General features: G+C 65.6%; 15 protein-coding genes and 1 tRNA gene. 7 read left to right on the top strand and 9 right to left on the bottom strand.

The features are described from left to right. Positions 1-39: 39 nt before the first annotated feature. Together FHX47_RS05510 and FHX47_RS05505 are read right to left on the bottom strand one after the other, a co-directional pair. A complete protein-coding gene (locus FHX47_RS05510; RefSeq protein ID WP_183357921.1) occupies positions 40-441 on the bottom strand; it encodes a 6-pyruvoyl trahydropterin synthase family protein in 402 nt (133 codons plus the stop codon). Then, positions 441-1445 carry a zinc-dependent alcohol dehydrogenase gene (locus FHX47_RS05505; RefSeq protein WP_183357920.1) on the bottom strand — a complete coding sequence of 335 codons (1005 nt, stop codon included), beginning with the start codon at positions 1443-1445 and terminating at the stop codon, positions 441-443. The genes FHX47_RS05510 and FHX47_RS05505 overlap by 1 nt, the downstream gene beginning before the upstream one ends. Before the next feature lie 57 nt (positions 1446-1502). On the opposite strand from FHX47_RS05505, the gene FHX47_RS05500 reads away from it, so the two are divergent. Beyond that, positions 1503-2582: a glycosyltransferase family 4 protein gene (locus tag FHX47_RS05500; protein ID WP_183357919.1), complete on the top strand. Its 1080-nt coding sequence runs from the start codon at positions 1503-1505 to the stop codon at positions 2580-2582. A 114-nt stretch (positions 2583-2696) separates the two neighbouring features. Here FHX47_RS05500 and FHX47_RS05495 read toward each other — a convergent pair whose 3' ends face one another. The 3 genes from FHX47_RS05495 to FHX47_RS05485 are packed head-to-tail and all read right to left on the bottom strand — an operon-like array spanning position 2697 to position 5349. After that, complete coding sequence (locus FHX47_RS05495) at positions 2697-3896, bottom strand: glycosyltransferase (protein WP_183357918.1); 1200 nt, start codon at positions 3894-3896, stop codon at positions 2697-2699. Then, on the bottom strand, positions 3893-4546 hold the full coding sequence (locus tag FHX47_RS05490) for a CDP-alcohol phosphatidyltransferase family protein (RefSeq protein ID WP_343064321.1): 654 nt from the start codon (positions 4544-4546) through the stop codon (positions 3893-3895). Before FHX47_RS05490 ends, FHX47_RS05495 begins: the two co-directional genes overlap by 4 nt. 56 nt (positions 4547-4602) lie before the next feature. Then, positions 4603-5349, bottom strand: coding sequence for a phage holin family protein (locus FHX47_RS05485; protein ID WP_183357917.1), 747 nt, complete (start codon positions 5347-5349; stop codon positions 4603-4605). A gap of 136 nt (positions 5350-5485) precedes the next feature. Here FHX47_RS05485 and FHX47_RS05480 point away from each other — a divergent pair, with 136 nt between their 5' ends. Beyond that, positions 5486-5932: an NINE protein gene (locus FHX47_RS05480; RefSeq protein ID WP_183357916.1), complete on the top strand. Its 447-nt coding sequence runs from the start codon at positions 5486-5488 to the stop codon at positions 5930-5932. Positions 5933-5994: 62 nt separating this feature from the next. Here the strand turns inward: FHX47_RS05480 and FHX47_RS05475 are convergent, their stop codons facing one another. After that, the gene (locus FHX47_RS05475; protein ID WP_343064320.1) at positions 5995-6840 is read right to left on the bottom strand and encodes a siderophore-interacting protein; all 846 of its coding nucleotides are present in this window, start codon (positions 6838-6840) and stop codon (positions 5995-5997) included. A 218-nt stretch (positions 6841-7058) separates the two neighbouring features. Here FHX47_RS05475 and FHX47_RS05470 point away from each other — a divergent pair, with 218 nt between their 5' ends. The 3 genes from FHX47_RS05470 (at position 7059) to purU (ending at position 8768) form a co-directional block, all read left to right on the top strand. Next, the gene (locus FHX47_RS05470) at positions 7059-7541 is read left to right on the top strand and encodes an Hsp20/alpha crystallin family protein (RefSeq protein WP_183357914.1); all 483 of its coding nucleotides are present in this window, start codon (positions 7059-7061) and stop codon (positions 7539-7541) included. Between the two features lie 143 nt (positions 7542-7684). After that, positions 7685-7756 (top strand) — tRNA-Asn (locus tag FHX47_RS05465). 142 nt (positions 7757-7898) lie between these two features. After that, a complete protein-coding gene (gene purU, locus FHX47_RS05460; RefSeq protein ID WP_183357913.1) occupies positions 7899-8768 on the top strand; it encodes a formyltetrahydrofolate deformylase in 870 nt (289 codons plus the stop codon). A gap of 142 nt (positions 8769-8910) precedes the next feature. Here the strand turns inward: purU and FHX47_RS05455 are convergent, their stop codons facing one another. From FHX47_RS05455 to FHX47_RS05445, 3 genes are read right to left on the bottom strand one after another with little or no spacing between them, the layout of a single operon-like run. Further along, positions 8911-9603, bottom strand: coding sequence for an SDR family oxidoreductase (locus FHX47_RS05455; RefSeq protein ID WP_183357912.1), 693 nt, complete (start codon positions 9601-9603; stop codon positions 8911-8913). A gap of 45 nt (positions 9604-9648) precedes the next feature. Further along, positions 9649-11868, bottom strand: a complete 2220-nt coding sequence (locus FHX47_RS05450; protein ID WP_183357911.1) for a TRAP transporter fused permease subunit — start codon at positions 11866-11868, stop codon at positions 9649-9651. Beyond that, positions 11865-12947, bottom strand: a complete 1083-nt coding sequence (locus FHX47_RS05445; protein ID WP_246328050.1) for a TAXI family TRAP transporter solute-binding subunit — start codon at positions 12945-12947, stop codon at positions 11865-11867. Before FHX47_RS05445 ends, FHX47_RS05450 begins: the two co-directional genes overlap by 4 nt. Positions 12948-13099: 152 nt before the next feature. Here FHX47_RS05445 and dapD point away from each other — a divergent pair, with 152 nt between their 5' ends. Both dapD and FHX47_RS05435 read left to right on the top strand, forming a co-directional pair. Further along, positions 13100-14050 carry a 2,3,4,5-tetrahydropyridine-2,6-dicarboxylate N-succinyltransferase gene (gene dapD, locus FHX47_RS05440; protein WP_246328049.1) on the top strand — a complete coding sequence of 317 codons (951 nt, stop codon included), beginning with the start codon at positions 13100-13102 and terminating at the stop codon, positions 14048-14050. A gap of 15 nt (positions 14051-14065) precedes the next feature. Continuing rightward, on the top strand, positions 14066-15133 hold the full coding sequence (locus tag FHX47_RS05435) for a hypothetical protein (RefSeq protein ID WP_183357909.1): 1068 nt from the start codon (positions 14066-14068) through the stop codon (positions 15131-15133). Positions 15134-15259: the final 126 nt, after the last annotated feature.

Genomic DNA, 15259 nt, shown 5'->3' with positions numbered 1-15259 from the left:
CTCGGCAGCGCTCAGACGGCTCCGCTCAGAGGGTTGGGCTCACTGAAGGACCAGGCGCACACTGGCCCGGGCCTGCGGGTTCTCCTCAGCAGCGACCTCCACAGCCTGCAGCCCATGGGCCTGCGGCAGGGCCTCAGCCACCTGCAGTGCAATGTGGTGGCAGATCACCTCAGTGGTGGAGATCTTTTCAGCGAAGTCAGTGTGCTCATCCAAGTTCTGGTGGCGAAGCGGCTCCAGCACTGCTGCCAGCAGCTGATGGGCCAGGCCGATGTCCATCACCACCCCATGCTCGTTGAGCCCCTGACGCTCGAAGGTCGCCGTGAGCGCCAGGGTCGCCCCGTGCAACTGCTGCGCAGCGCCGAAGTACTCCCCGGGCAGGGAGTGGGCGATCATCAGGTGGTCATCCACGCTGAGCCGAAATACCGGTGTCTGCTCAATCATCACTTATCTCCTTCGTAGGTCACCACGTGCAGCAGCTGGTTGCGAGTCCACGCTGCGCCGGAGGCGAAATCATCCATCACCTCGGGCAGCCGCTCCACAGGGGAACGTCCTGTCACCAGGGCATCGAATCGTGCGTCCAGCAGGTTCAGGGCTGCGGCCAAGCGCTGCGTGCGGCTGCGGCGCAGTCGTTTGGGTGCTGCCACCTGACCGACCTGCGTGCCTAGCAGCCGCAGACGGCGGGCGTGAAAGTCGGCCCCCAGCGGCACCTGCGGGGATCGGGTGCCGTACCAGGACAGCTCCACCACGCTGCCGTCGTCGCCGGTGATCTCCAAGGCTCGGCGCAGCCCCTCGGCGCTGGCTGAGGCGTGGAGGACGACGTCGTTGTCCGCCGCCGCCTCCTCAGGCGAGACCGCATGCAGCCCCATATCGGCTGCGAGGCGGGCTCGGTCAGCGTCAACTTCGATCAGCTGCAGCCGCGCGGGCGAAACACCCTGCACCAGCAGCGCAGTCACCAGGCCCACCAGACCCCCGCCAATCACCGCAATCCGGTCCCCCAGGGTCACCGGGGCCTCCCAGAGCGCATTCAGCCCCACTTCGGCCACCCCGGCGAGCAGGGCCCGCTCGGTGGGAACCGCCTCGCCCACCAGGTGGCAGGCACCGGCCGGGACCACCACGTGGCTGCGATGGCCCGCCAGGGTGAACACCCGCCTGCCCCTCAGTTCCGCCGGTCCCTGACGCACGGTGCCGACATTGAGGTACCCGTGGGAAACCGGAAACGGCAAGTCACCCAGCTGCTGGGGCGCGCGCATCAGCTCAGCAACTGAGTCGGGCACGTCACCACGATGAATCAGGGCCTCGGTGCCCGGCGAGATCCCAGAGAGTTCGGTTTCGATGAGCACCTCACCCGGCCCCGGCACCGGCACCGGCACCTCACGGACCCGGCCGTTGAAGGCCGACTGCGTCCAATACTCACGTGCGCGGGCGGCATCCGGGGTCGTGATCATTGTCCCCATCCTGACACGTCTGCCTCCCGGGGGCCTGGAGGTGAAACACTTGGGTCTATGAGGCTCTTCATCGACTGCCGCTACGTGCGCACCCAGGTGCACGACGGCATCTCCCGATACACCGCCTCACTGGTGCAGGCCGCAGCTGCTCGGGCAGAGATCACCATGCTGATCAGCGATCCGGCGCAGCTGAACCTGCTACCGGAGGCGCCGTGGGTGCTGATCTCCTCACCCACCGGCCCGAAGGAGCCGTTCGTGGCGCTGCAGATCAACCGACACCACCCCGACGTCGTCTTCTCTCCGATGCAGACCATGGGCAGCCTGGGCAGGAGGTACCCGCTGATTCTGACCCTGCACGATCTGATCTACTATCAGCACCCCACTCCCCCGAAGAACCTGCCCGCCCCAATTCGCTTGGGGTGGCGGCTGTTCCACCTGAGCTATCTGCCGCAGCGGCTGATGCTCAACCGTGCCGATGCAGTTGCCACCGTCTCCCAGACCACGGCAGGACTCATCGCCGAGCACCGGCTGACCTCCCGCGATGTTCATGTGATTCCCAACGCCGCCCAACAGGTGGACCATCCCCGCTCACCCGAACAGCCGCCGACCAAAGACCTGGTCTACATGGGGTCCTTCATGGAGTACAAGAACGTCCAGACGCTGATCCGGGCGGTGAACCGGCTGCCGGACTATCGGCTGCACCTGTGCTCGCCCGTCGAGCCGGCCCGCCGGGCCCAGCTCAGTGCCCTGGCCCAGCGGCCGGGCCAGCTGGTCTGGCACCGCGGAATCAGCGAAGCGGACTACATCCGGCTGCTGCGCCGAGCCACCGCCCTGCTCACACTCTCCCGGGCGGAGGGGTATGGGCTGCCGGTCATTGAGGCGATGAGCCACGGCACACCGGTGGTGGTCTCGGATCTGCCCATCTTCCAGGAGGTGATCGGCACCTCCTCGGCCGCGGGCGCGGCCCAAGTCGTCACGCCCGACGACGACGCCGCTGCTGCCTCTGCAGTGCGCAGGCTGCAGGACCCGGTGACCTTCCGCCGAGCCAGCGAGGCCGCCGCCCGGCGCAGCCGCGCCTACGACTGGGAGGATTCGGCGCAGCGACTGCTCAGCCTTGCTGAGTCGCTGCGCCGATGAGTCTCCGCCTGCCCGGCCACCACCGTCGTCCGCATAATCCCTGCCTGTGTTTCACAAAGGGCCGTTCTCTCCGGTGAGATGAAACACGGCCGGGGACTGTCTGCTCGGGACGGCTCACCAGTCCTTGAACTGTTCGGTGGTGACCCAGTCGGCTCCGTAGTAGAGCTCCTCGTAGGCGGACATGGTTCTGCCGATGGCGTGCTCGCCGGCCTTCTTCCGGCTGGCCTCCCCCATAGCCTGCCGCTGCTGCGGGGTCCTGCGGAATATGGTGCTCAGCTTTTCGGCAAGGTCCGCACTGTTGTTGGGCTCGAACAGGTAGCCGTTCTGCCCCTCAGTGACCAGATGGGGAAGGGCCAGCGCATCGGCAAGCACCATCGGTTTGGCCGCACTCATCGCCTCCAACGAGACCAGAGACTGCAGCTCAGCGGTTCCGGGTTGGCAGAACACGTCAGCGGCGAGGTAGGCGCTGCGCAGACCGGCCTCATCGACATGACCGCGCATGGTCACCCGGTCCTCCAGGCCCTGCTGGAGGATCTGCTCACGCAGCACATCACGCTGCTCACCATCACCGATGATCTCTGCGCAGAGGCCCAGCTGAGGGTCGGTTCTGGCCAGTGCGTCTATGAGGACACCGACATTCTTCTCCACGGCAAGCCGACCGACGAACAGCACAGTGGGCCGCTCGTGACGGGGCAGCTCTTCATCGGGCTTCGGGCTGTAGAAGTCCACGTCGATACCGTTGGACAGGGGCAGCACATGCTCAAAGCCGCCCTTAGCCTTCATGGTCTGGGCTGCCAGCGGCGTCGGTGTGGTCACCACTGAAGCCCGGCTCATCAGCTGGCCCATATCTGCCCAGGAGTTCCGGGAGACGATGTCTTTGAACCACTGGGGAAAGGGCAGAAACGGGTCCAGATTCTCGGGCATGAAGTGATTGGTGGCGATGAGCCGCACCCGCTGCCTCTCTGCTGCCAGAATCGCAGCCTTACCCACCATGTAGTGGCACTGCACGTGAATCACATCGGGCTGAAGCTGCTGCACCAGCCGGTTCATGGCCGGTTCGACCTGCCAAGGCAGACAGAGCCGGTAGGACTCGTGGGTGGGTGCGCGGAAGGACCGGAAACGGTGGACGGTCGCCTCTTGGCGGTACTCCACACTGTCAGGCCCCGGCGACGGGCGAGCCGCGGCGATGTGGACCTCATGGCCCCGGTCGCTCATGTGCTGAGCCAGTCGGTAGCAGAAGACGGCCGCGCCGTTGACGTCGGGAGGGTAGGTGTCAGCGGCAATCAGCACGCGCAGCGGCCGCGGGGTGTTCACGTGTCCTGGCTCCTCACTGCCACTGGGTCGGCTGCTGCTGCCGACTGTGGAATCCACGACCTCCGCTTCCACGTGTTGATCCCGGCAGCCCGTAGTCGACGGTACTTCACGATGGCCTGGTGGAAATAGTCGATCGATGCGATCACGTGCATCACCGCCCCCGCGACCAGCACCGATTCCACCACCAGCGGGAAGAGGCCACCGAGCCACCCGGTGAACTCGGGCAGATCAACCAGCAGCAGCAGCGGAAGGCTGATGAGCAGACCGGCAGTGCGGACTTTGCCCATCGGCGACACCTGCAGGTGGGGGTTGCCGGCGAACAGCAGCATGGCGTTGAGGAACAGGACCGCATCCGGAATGAGGATCACCACCAGCAGCCACTCCGGAGCGACTTGGAAGTGCACCAGGGTCAGCGTGACGATCAGCATCGCCAGCCGGTCAGCGAGCGGGTCCAACCATTGGCCCACTGTGCTCATCTGGTTGAAGAACCGGGCGATGAACCCGTCGATCCAGTCTGTGGCACCCAGGACGGCCAACGCCCAGAACGCAGCCAGGTAGTTCTGCTCAGCCACCAGGAGCACGAAGATCGGCACCAGCAGGAACCGGAGCACGGTGATCACATTGGGCGCGGTCCAGAACGTGTCTCTCACCGTATATTCGACGTTCTCTCGGGTCCCGGCACCAATGAGTCTCACGGGGGTCACAGCTATTTCTTAGTGAGCTCCCGCAGGAACACGCCTGCGGCGGCGGCTGAGCCTGCCGCGATGCTGACCGGCTTCCAGCGGGCAGCGAAGTACTCTTTGGCTCCGACGCTGTTCGCCTCTGCAGCGGAGCTGGGCGCATCCGCCGGCTTCTGGGTGCCGGTATCCGCCGCGGCACCCTTGGATTTACGCCCCATGATCTGGCTCTGCAGACCAGCGATATGGTCACGGCGCTGCGAGGTTCGGCGCAGCAGCTCCGTGTAGCTGGGCTTCTGCGGTTCTCCGGCCCCGGGGGTTTTGGCGTCGCGCTTCTTCTGCTCGGCCTCCTGGCGCTTGGCCTCTTCCTTCGCTTCGCGCTTCTGCTCATCCGCACGGTCCAGGGACCGTGGGTCGAAGCTTGTCCCTTCACGCATGACCCCAAGGTCCATCCGAAAGCCTCGGATAGCGTCCTCCGGGACCAGCGGCATAGCACCCTTGAGCTTCAGCAGGCCGATCAGACCAACGATCAGCGCAATCAGCAGGAATGCGCCGGCCACGATGAGGGCAGCGGCCCACAGCTGGAAAATCAGGTGCAGCGCGGCGATAGCGGCCACAATAAGGGCCACCACAAGGAAGGTGACGAATACCAGGCCCACCACCATCAGCGCCGCGGCGATGCCCGCTGCTATCCCTTTGGCCTTCATCTGGGCGATGGCCAGGGTGATTTCGTCGTTGATCTGCTTGGGGCCCAGTCGCAGCAGGACTTTGATCACGTCAGCAAATGACGTGCTCTGAGCCTTTTGTGTGGATTGTTGCTGCGCCAAGACAGCGCCTCCATCCTGAAGTCGAACGCATACGATCAGCACCAAACTATCACTGCCCACCGCAGTATCAGCCTATACTGGAGCTATGGCTGGTCACTATGATCTCGATGAGCTGTATTCGAACACCTACACCGACGAGGATCGTCTTGCCTTCGAGAATCAGCCCACCTCGAGGAAGGCGCTTCTGCCGGCTTGGGCGCTGGCTCTCTTTCTCGGTCTCACCGGGGCACACCGCTACTATTTGGGACATGTCCCCACCGCGGCGGTGCAGAGCGTGCTGCTTGGCGGCGTCGTCGTTCTTATGGGGTTTGAGCTGACCAGCGTTGCCCTGGCACTGGTCGGCATCGCGGGCGCCTGGATGATCATCGACCTGTTCCTGCTGCTCTCCGGCACGCTGCGGGACAGGGCCGGCCACCGGCTGCGGGGCTTCACCAAATACGCCGGGATCTGCGCGACCGTCACCGTTCTGGTGCTGGTCCTGCTGCTTTTTGTCGCACTGGTGGTGGGCACCAGCTCTGGGGCGAGCCTCTAGCCACACCGCCTGACCCGCTGTGACCACTGCGGATCTGCACCCTGCCGATCACGGCAGGATCATCATTCCGGGTCGATCTTGCCGATGGGCAGCCGCTTCTCCTCCTGGAACTGATCTTCATACCGCCCCAGCGCCCAGTAGGCGGAGAGGGACAGGCCCCTGCGTTCCATTCCGCGGTCCTGAACCAGCAGACGGCGCACGGCCTTCATCTGTTCGCGCTCGCCGTGGATGAAGACCTGCACGTCGCCGTCGGGAATCTGGAGGTCCTGCAGGTACTCAACCAGGCGGGTGGTCTGCGGACTGAAGTCGCCGCCGCGATGAAGCCAGACGACGCTGACGTTCTCCGGCGCCTTCAGCGGCAGCTGTTCCTGAGCGTCGCGGACCTCGATGAGTGCCGTGCCGCGCGCATCGGCTTCCATGGACTCCAGAGCCGCCGCGATCGCCGGCAGCGCGGCTTCGTCTCCTGCGATCAGGTGAAAGTCCGCATCAGGCCGCGGTGCGTAGCCGGCGCCCGGCCCGAAGAAGCTGATCGTCTCCCCCGGCTGCACGGTGGAGGCCCACGGTCCGGCGATGCCTTGGTCGCCGTGGATGACGAAATCGACCCAGATCTGTTCATTCTGGTGGTCGATGTGACGAATGGTGTAGGTGCGGCTCACCGGCATCTGAGCGATCTCCAGGTGTTCGCGCAGGGATTCGAGGTCGTAGGGGCGCTCCAAGCCCAGGGCGGGATCGGCGAAGAGCAGCTTGATGTACTGATCGGTGCCGTCCTTGAACGCCAGATCCCGGAAACCCTCACCGCCGAGCACCACACGGACCATATGCGGAGTCAGCCGGTGGGTGCCGATGACTTCCATGACGGTCTGCACGCGGGTCCTGCGTGGTTGAGGCGCCCCGGTTTCAGTAGGCATCATCTTAGCCTACAAGAGTCCAATTCTCAGTTCCCACGAGCCCTGACGCGGCCGAGTATCCTCCGCTCGAAAAACTTGAGCGTTATCGGCTCAGGTTTGGAATATTCGCGGCGTCCACGTCGTTGCATGATGTGACAGCACAGACAGCTGTCCCCACAACTCCATCCCGGCGTTGTTGGTGATGAGTTCCCTTACCACTCGATAGGAGCTGATTGCTGATGATCCATACTTCCCTGACCCGGCTTGACCCCTTCTCCCTGATCGACGACGTCTTCCGGCAGGCCCGTGCGCCGCTGGCCGATCAGAGCCAGCGCGCCTCAGGCTTCGTGCCGGCGATCGATGCCCACCGCGACGGTGATGACCTGGTAGCGGCGGTCGACCTGCCCGGGATCGACCCTGAGAACGACGTCGCCGTCGAGCTTTCCAACAGCGGACGCACGCTGACCATATCGGGTGAGCGCCGCACCGAACGTGAGGCTGAGGGACTGCGCGAGGTCCGCTACGGCAGCTTCTCCCGCACGGTGAACCTCCCCGAGGATGTCAGCCAGGACGCCATCTCGGCGACCTACGACGCCGGTGTGCTGACCGTGCGGGTCGCCGGCATCTACGCCGAAGAGCAGCCGCGCCGGATTCACATCACCGCCGGAGCCGGCGCCAAGCAGGTTCCCGCCGCTGATGAGGGCAAAAAGCTCGACGCCTGATCGGCATCACCGCAGCAGCCGAGGCCCCACCGAGTGATCTCCCACCGGGCCTCGGCTGCTGCGCCGGCCGGCACGAAGCAACGTTGTCGAAAGGTGCGGATTTCACGCCCTGGGCCTATGCCTGCTAGGCTTTGGTGTCGCGATCCCCCGTAGCTCAATGGCAGAGCACTCGACTGTTAATCGAGTGGTTACTGGTTCGAGTCCAGTCGGGGGAGCCCCCAATGACTGCGGCCCCTGTCTTCGGTAGGGGCCGCAGTCATATCCACAGAAGTTCGGCAGCACGGCTGCCCCTGCAACCTGTGAGCCGCCCCGCAGGCACCGGCGGCTCCACCCCCACGCGGAGCCCGGGAGAGTCGAGTGAACACTGAGCAGCGTCCCGATATTGCACGTCTGGTCATCGCCTGTCCGGACCAGCACGGCATCGTCGCCGCCGTCTCGGATCTGATCGCTGAACTCGGCGGAAACATCATCACCCTGGACCAGTACTCCACCGGGGTGGAGGGTGGCCAGTTCTTCCAGCGCACCGTCTTTCACCTGCCGGGCCTGGCAGCCCGGCGCACCGAAGTGGAGCACGTCATCGAGTCGCGGCTGGCGAGCCGGTTCTCCATGCAGTGGCAGCTCACCGATGCCTCCCGCCCCAAGCGCGTGGCCCTCTTCGCCTCCAAAACCGATCACTGCCTGCTGGATCTGCTGTGGCGGCACCGGCGCGGCGACCTTCCCATGCAGATCGCCTGCGTCATCTCCAATCACCCCGACCTTGAGGAGGACGTGCGCAGATTCGGGGTCGAGTTCATCCACGTTCCGGTCGACAGGGACAATAAGGCCGCCGCAGAGGCCGAGCACCTTCGCCTGCTCAAAGACAACGTGGACCTTGTGGTGCTGGCCCGCTACATGCAGATCCTCTCCCCCGACTTCTTGGAGCAGGTGCGGGCGCCGGTGATGAACATTCACCACAGCTTCCTGCCGGCGTTCGTCGGTGCCGGTCCCTACCAGAAGGCTAAGGACCGCGGAGTCAAGCTCATCGGCGCCACCGCCCATTACGTCACCGAGGACCTTGACGAGGGTCCCATCATCGAACAGGACGTCATCCGGGTCTCCCACGCCGACGACGTCGCCCAATTGACCCGCTACGGGGCCGATGTGGAGCGGGCGGTGCTCTCCCGCGCCGTCAAGTGGCACTGTGAGGACCGGGTAATCCGTCACGGCAGCACCACGATCGTCTTCTGAGCAGCCCAGCTGCGCAGAATCACCCGCGCAACGGATCATCACCGTCCTCTAGAAGGGTGATGATCCGATTGGACGGTGATAATCGGCCGGGGTGCTGAACGGGTGAACGGCTGAACCGGGGAACGATCCGGCCGCTGCCGCGTCACGGGGTGGTCGGGCGGATGGTCAGCTCCTGAATCACAGAGGCCGCCTCGTTGCTGACCGCCAGTCGGGCGGTCCTGGCCACCGCCTGCGGGGAGACGTAACGCGCGCCGTCGTAGTCCTCATTGCCCTTCTCAGCCTGCAGGGTCCTCTGCATCGGGGTATCCACCCGCCCGGGATGCAGCGAGGTCACCCGCACCCGGGGCGCCTCCTCCTCGCGCAGGGCGTCGGTGAAGGCGCGCAGCGCGAACTTGGTCCCGGAGTACAGGGAGCCGCCGGCGCGTGAGCGGTGGCCGGAACCGGAGTTGATGGCGATCACCTGGCCTGAGGCCGCCCGCAGAGCAGGCAGCGTCAGACGGGTCAGATCGGCCACGGCAAAGACGTTGACCTCGAACATCTGCCGCCACTGCTCCAGCGCAGCATCTGCCACCGGCTGCATCCATGCCAGCCCCGCGGAGTGCACCAGAACATCCAGCTTCTCCAGTCCGGCGCGCTCCCAGGCACCTGCCACGGCCTCGGCGTCGGTCAGATCAGCCAGGAAGGGCTCCGCGCTGGGCAGTGACGCGACGACGTCCTGCACCCGCTGCGGGTCGGTCCCGCCGACCAGCACGTGGTGGTCGGATCCCAGCTCTTCGGCGATCGCCCGGCCGATGCCGCGCGAGGCGCCGGTGATCAGGGCAGCACGTTCACTCATTCCTCCAGCTTAGCCGTGGTCACCCGACCTCTGCGGCGGGCAGGCCTACGATGGCCGATGCGAGCCGACACGGTCGGTGTGGGCAGTGTCGCTGGAGCCCGTGTTGTCACTGTCGCCGGTGCTGTCGCTGCCGCTGGTGTCCGCCCCTCGGCCGCGAGAGCGCAGTACTGCTTGGATGGCCACGCCGACTGCCGCGACGCCCAGACCGGTTCCGGAGACGGCAAGGTCTGGATATATGAGCATCACACCACCGGCGACCAGCAGCAGCCGGTCCAGCACTGTGCCTCGGGCTATGAGGTACCCGGCCAGGCCGGAGGAGACCCCGATCATGCCCAGAATCACGGTGCCCAGCGCTAAGAAGAGTTCGGTAGCCGTGCCTTCCAGCAGCAGCGCCGGCTCCAGTATGAACGCATACGGGATGAGGAAGCCGGCAATGGCAATGCGCGTGGCGCTGACCCCGGCGCGCATGGGGTTCGCGTTGGCGATGCCGGCCCCGGCAAAGGCCGCCAGGCACACCGGTGGTGTCACATCTGCGAGGATGCCGAAGAAGAACACGAACATGTGCGCGGCGATCAGCGGCACGTCGAAGTGGTTGTAGAGGATCGGTGCGGCGACTGTGGCGGTCACCACGTAGTTGGCGGTGGTTGGAAGGCCCATGCCCAGCACGATGCAGGCGATCATCACCATGAAGAGCACCAGCAAAAAGTTGCCGCCGGCCAGGGTCACCAGCCCGGATCCGAGTTGGCCGCCGAGTCCGGTGGTAGTCACCGTCCCGGCGACGATGCCGGCTGCGGCACAGGCGGCGATGACCGGCAGTGCGGTGCGGGCACCGGAGGTGAGCATCGCCAGGAGCACATAGACCACGGCCAGGGCCATCTTGGCGGTCTCCGTCCACGGGTTCTTCCCCTGGTCGGCGGCATTGGCGATCACTGGAATCAGGTGCTCGACTGCGGCCCTGATCAGGGAGACGGCCAAGGCGGTGCCGATTCCGAACAGTGCCGAGCGCATCGGGCTGGTTCCGCCCAGCAGCGCGCCGATGATGACCACCAGCGGCAGCAGCATATCTACCCGGGTCACCACCGACTTCCAGCTGGGCAGCTCCTCCGGGGGCACACCTTTGAGCTCATTGCGCTTAGCCTCGAAGTGCACCGACAGCAGCGCACCGGTGAAATACAGCGCCGCCGGGATGACGGCGATGACGATGAGCTCGTTGTACTCCAGGTCGGGGATGTTCTGGGCCATGATGAAGGCAGCCGCCCCCATAATGGGCGGCATCAGCTGCCCGCCTGTGGAGGCGGTGGCCTCGGTGGCGGCGGCCACATGCGGCTTGAAGCCGGCCCGCTTCATGATGGGAATGGTGAACGAGCCCGACGCCACCGTGTTGGCCACTGAGGATCCGGAGACCATCCCCTGCAGACCCGAGGCAGCTACTGCCGCCTTGGCGGGGCCGCCGGTGAAGCGCCCGGCCGCCCGGAACGCAAGGTCGTTGAAGAACTGGCCGATGTTGGTGCGCAGCAGCACCACCGCGAAGAAGAGGAACAGGAAGATGAAGTCTGCTGATACCTGGATCGGGGTGCCGAACACGCCGCCGCCGGAGGAGAGGAACATATTGGCCGCAAACTCGCTCCAGTCCTGACCCCGGTGGCCCCACTGTCCCGGCATGACGCTGCTGGTGGCGAAGAGTGCATAGGCGATGGCGGTTGCCGCGACGACGACGATGGGCAGCCCGACGCAGCGGCGGGTCGCCTCCAGCACCAGAATCACTCCGAGGCTGGCGACGAGAATATCGGTGTCGCTGTATCCGAGGATCTGGGTCGAGTTGGACACCAGGTGCTGGTAATTGAAGAAGATGTAGAGGTTGCAGGCCATCGCCACCGCAGCCAGCATCGCGTCATACCAGGGGACGCCACGATGGCGCCCCGTGAGCAGATTGACCCACTTGTTCCCGCCCGCGCGGGTGTTCAGCAGCCGGCGGGAGGCCGGGTAGAGCAGGAAGATCAGCGCCAAGGCACCGGCCACATGCAGTGAGCCGTGCATCCACGTGTTGTAGGGGCGGTAGAAGGCCGCGAACAGGTGGTATGCGCTGAACACCACTGAGATGCCTCCCACGAGCCATCCCCACCAGCCCAGCTGTGTGCGGAAGCGGCTGGAGATGTCGTGCTCGCGCAACAGGTCTTCGGCCTGCCCCTCAGCTCCAGCCCCGGAAGCAGCATCGTGGGAGGATGCCGACTCCCGGGGCTGGTCGGCTGTGGCGCTTCGGGTCACGGCAGGTCGATGCCCTGCTCGTCGAAGTAGCGCTCAGCACCTGGGTGCAGCGGGATGTCGCCGATGCCCAGCAGCGCCTCTTCGGTGCTGATGTTCTCGCCCACGTCCAGGGTGATGTCGCCGGCGTTGTCGAACAGCGCCGCCGTGAGGTCATAGGCCAGGTCCTCGCTGACCTGAGTGGTGGAGGCCACCAGCGCGGCGAACACCGAGATGGTGGTGACGTCCTCGTCCAGGAAGTCATAGGCGTCGGCGGAGATGCTGTAGGACTCGTAGAACTCGTCGCTGACCATCTCCTCCACGTCGGAGTCATCCAGGGAGAGCAGCTCCACATCAGTGGTGGCGGAGACCTCGGTCAGCCCTGCCACCGGCACACCGACGACGAACATGGTGGCATCGATCTGGCCGTCGGCCAGCATTTCGGTGGAGGAGCCGAAGTCAGTCTCCTCCGCAGTGTATTCGATGCCGTAGTAGTCGATGATGGCGTCGGAGATGGCGCGGGTGCCGGATCCGACGTCGCCCACTGCGATGGTGGTGCCGTCCAGATCCTCGACGGATTCGATGCCGGAGTCCTCACGCACCACAATGTGCATGGCCTCCGGGTAGAGGTTAGAGATCCAACCGAAGTTGTCGATCTCCTGGCCCTCCAGGTCCTGCAGGTCACCGTTGTAGGCGTTGGCGGCGGTGTCGTTCTGGGTCAGTCCCAGCTGGGACTGCTCCTGGTAGATGCGGCCCAGGTTGTCCGCGGAGCCGCCGGACTCCACATAGTTGACCGAAGCATCCGTGTTTGAGCTGAAGATGTCGGAGAGCTCACCGCCCAGCGGGTAGTAGGTGCCGGCGGTGCCGCCGGTGACGAACTCCAGATCGGTGACGAAGTCACCCTCGCTTCCGGTCTGCACTTCGGAGTCGGCATCGGTGCCGCTGTCAGTGCCGCCGTCGTCGCCGTTGCCGTTGCCGCAGGCGGCCAGCGCTGTCAGGGCCGCTAGGGCGGCCACAGAGGCAGAGGTGCGTCGGATATTCATGTCTTCCTCCTGGTGGAATGATTCGTTGCAGCGCGAGTGCGGCTCGTCTGACCATGCCATGGTCAAGACTGTCCCCAGCCGACTCTGTGTTGTATCACACTATTGCAGAGCGGCGCATTCCCGCTAGCCTGAGACACAACTGTGATCTGCGGCCCCACAGGGATCAGCTGCCCAGTTCACCACCGGCGGCGAGCTTACGTAGGATGGAGCTCATGACGTCTACTCGAATCGCTTCCGGTCATGGTCTTGCCACTGTCGCCGCTGATGGGACGGTGCTGGACACGTGGTTCCCCACCCCGGTGCTGGCGCCGCTGGCAGAGAATGAGAACGCTGCCCTGCAGCAGTCGCTGCAGCAGGCCGCCGGTGAGGACCCCGCCCGCGGGGTCGCGCTGCAGGTGGTCTCAGTCGAAGCGGACTTGGACGCCCAAGCGCAGTCCACTCCTGATGTGTGGCTGCGACTGCACCTGCTCTCCCACCGGATGGCTGAGCCCAACAGCATCAATCTCGAGGGCATCTTCGCCCACCTGACCAACGTGGTGTGGACCAACTTCGGCCCCTGCCCGGTGGACGATTTCGAAGAGACGCGGCTGAGGCTGCGCCAGCACGGTCACGTGACCGTGCACTCCATCGACAAGTTCCCACGCCTGGTCGACTACGTGACCCCCAAGGGCGTGCGCATCGCCGACGCCGACCGGGTCCGCCTGGGCGCCCACCTGGCCGAGGGCACCACGGTGATGCACGAAGGCTTCGTCAATTTCAACGCTGGGACCCTCGGCAGCTCCATGGTTGAAGGCAGGATCTCAGCCGGCGTCGTCGTCGGTGACGGCACCGATGTGGGCGGGGGTGCCTCCATCATGGGGACCCTCTCCGGCGGCGGCAGGGAGAAGATCACCCTGGGGCAGCACGTGCTGCTGGGCGCGAATTCCGGGGTCGGCATTTCGCTGGGTGATGACTGCGTGGTCGAGGCCGGTCTCTACATCACTGCCGGGACCAAGGTGACCGTCCTGGATGAGGAGGGCTCCGAACGCGGCACGGCCAAGGGCTATGAGCTCTCCGGGTCCACCGGGCTGCTGTTCCTGCGCGATTCGACGACCGGGCGGGTGACAGCCCGGCCGCGGAAGGGCCAGAAGGTCGAGCTCAACGCTGCCCTGCACGCCAACTGAGCTGAGGCTGAGGTGATGCATGCTCGACGTCAGCCGCGCAGGGTGATCGCTACCCGACCCATGGCGCGTCGTCGGCGTCGTCGTCGGGCTCTGGTGGCCCTGGGGATCACCTCGGCGGTGGTGGCGGGAACGGCCTACGGGACCTGGCAGTACATTGAGGAGCGCGAGTTCCTGCTCGACGAGCGCTGCGAAGTGACGGTGGGCGAGCAGGCGATGACGCTTTCGCCGGCCCAAACGAACAGTGCCGCTCGCCTTTCGGCGGCTGCGGCTGACCGTGGGCTGCCTCCGCAGGCGGCGGTGCACGCCGTGGCGATGTCGCTGCAGGAGACCGAGCTGACGTCCGATGAAACCGGGGAGGACGAGCCAGCTGAGCTGTTTGCCCGCGGCACCCCGTCCTGGTCCGACGGGCCCTCGGCCGAGGTCTCTGCCAGCAGCGTGGCCGGCTTCTACGACGTACTGGAGGAGTCCTGGCTGGTCGGGCAGTCGGAGGACGGCTCAGCCGATGCCGAGGAGGAGGCGGCCCAGCACTGGGGTCCGCAGTTGGAGCTGGATGAGGCCGCCGAGGTGCTGCAGCGCCCACACAACGCGCAGTTCTACCCGCAGCACCTGTCCATCGCACGCGCCTTCGCCTGGCCGCTGGCCGGTCAGCAGCCGGTGGACATGACGTGTCACATCTCTCAGTTGGAGGTTCCGGGGCCCAATCCCGAGGCCCTGGTGGATGACATCGCAGCCACGATGCCCAACGCGCTGCAGATCCCGTTCACCGAGCCTGACGAGGGCGACGACGGCGAGGGAGACGACGGCGAGGAGTTCGTGGCCGAACCGATTCTCACCGACATCGTCGAATCCAGCGGCGACGGGGAGGACACGGTGCTGACAGTCCAGGTTCCGGAGCGCGATGACACCGCCGATTACCAGTGGATGCTCGCCCACTGGGCGATCGCCGTCGCCCGTGAGTACGGCATCCAGACCGTCAAGGCGGGGGCCTACACCTGGGACCGCGACGCCGGGCGCTGGGACCGCGATGACGAGGAGCCCTCCCCCAGCACCGAAGTGACCATCGGTTTCGCCCGCGACGCCTGATCGCCGCCGCTCAGCTCCTGCCTGGCCCCTACCTCGCCCCTACCTCGCGTTCGGTCACGCACCCTGACCGTGGTTTCTCCCCGAATCGGCCCAAAGCGCAGTCAGTATGCGTGACCGAACGGGGAA

This window comes from Garicola koreensis (genome assembly GCF_014195445.1).
Taxonomy (GTDB): domain Bacteria; phylum Actinomycetota; class Actinomycetes; order Actinomycetales; family Micrococcaceae; genus Nesterenkonia; species Nesterenkonia koreensis.
This window is presented reverse-complemented; position numbering and strand designations above follow the sequence as displayed.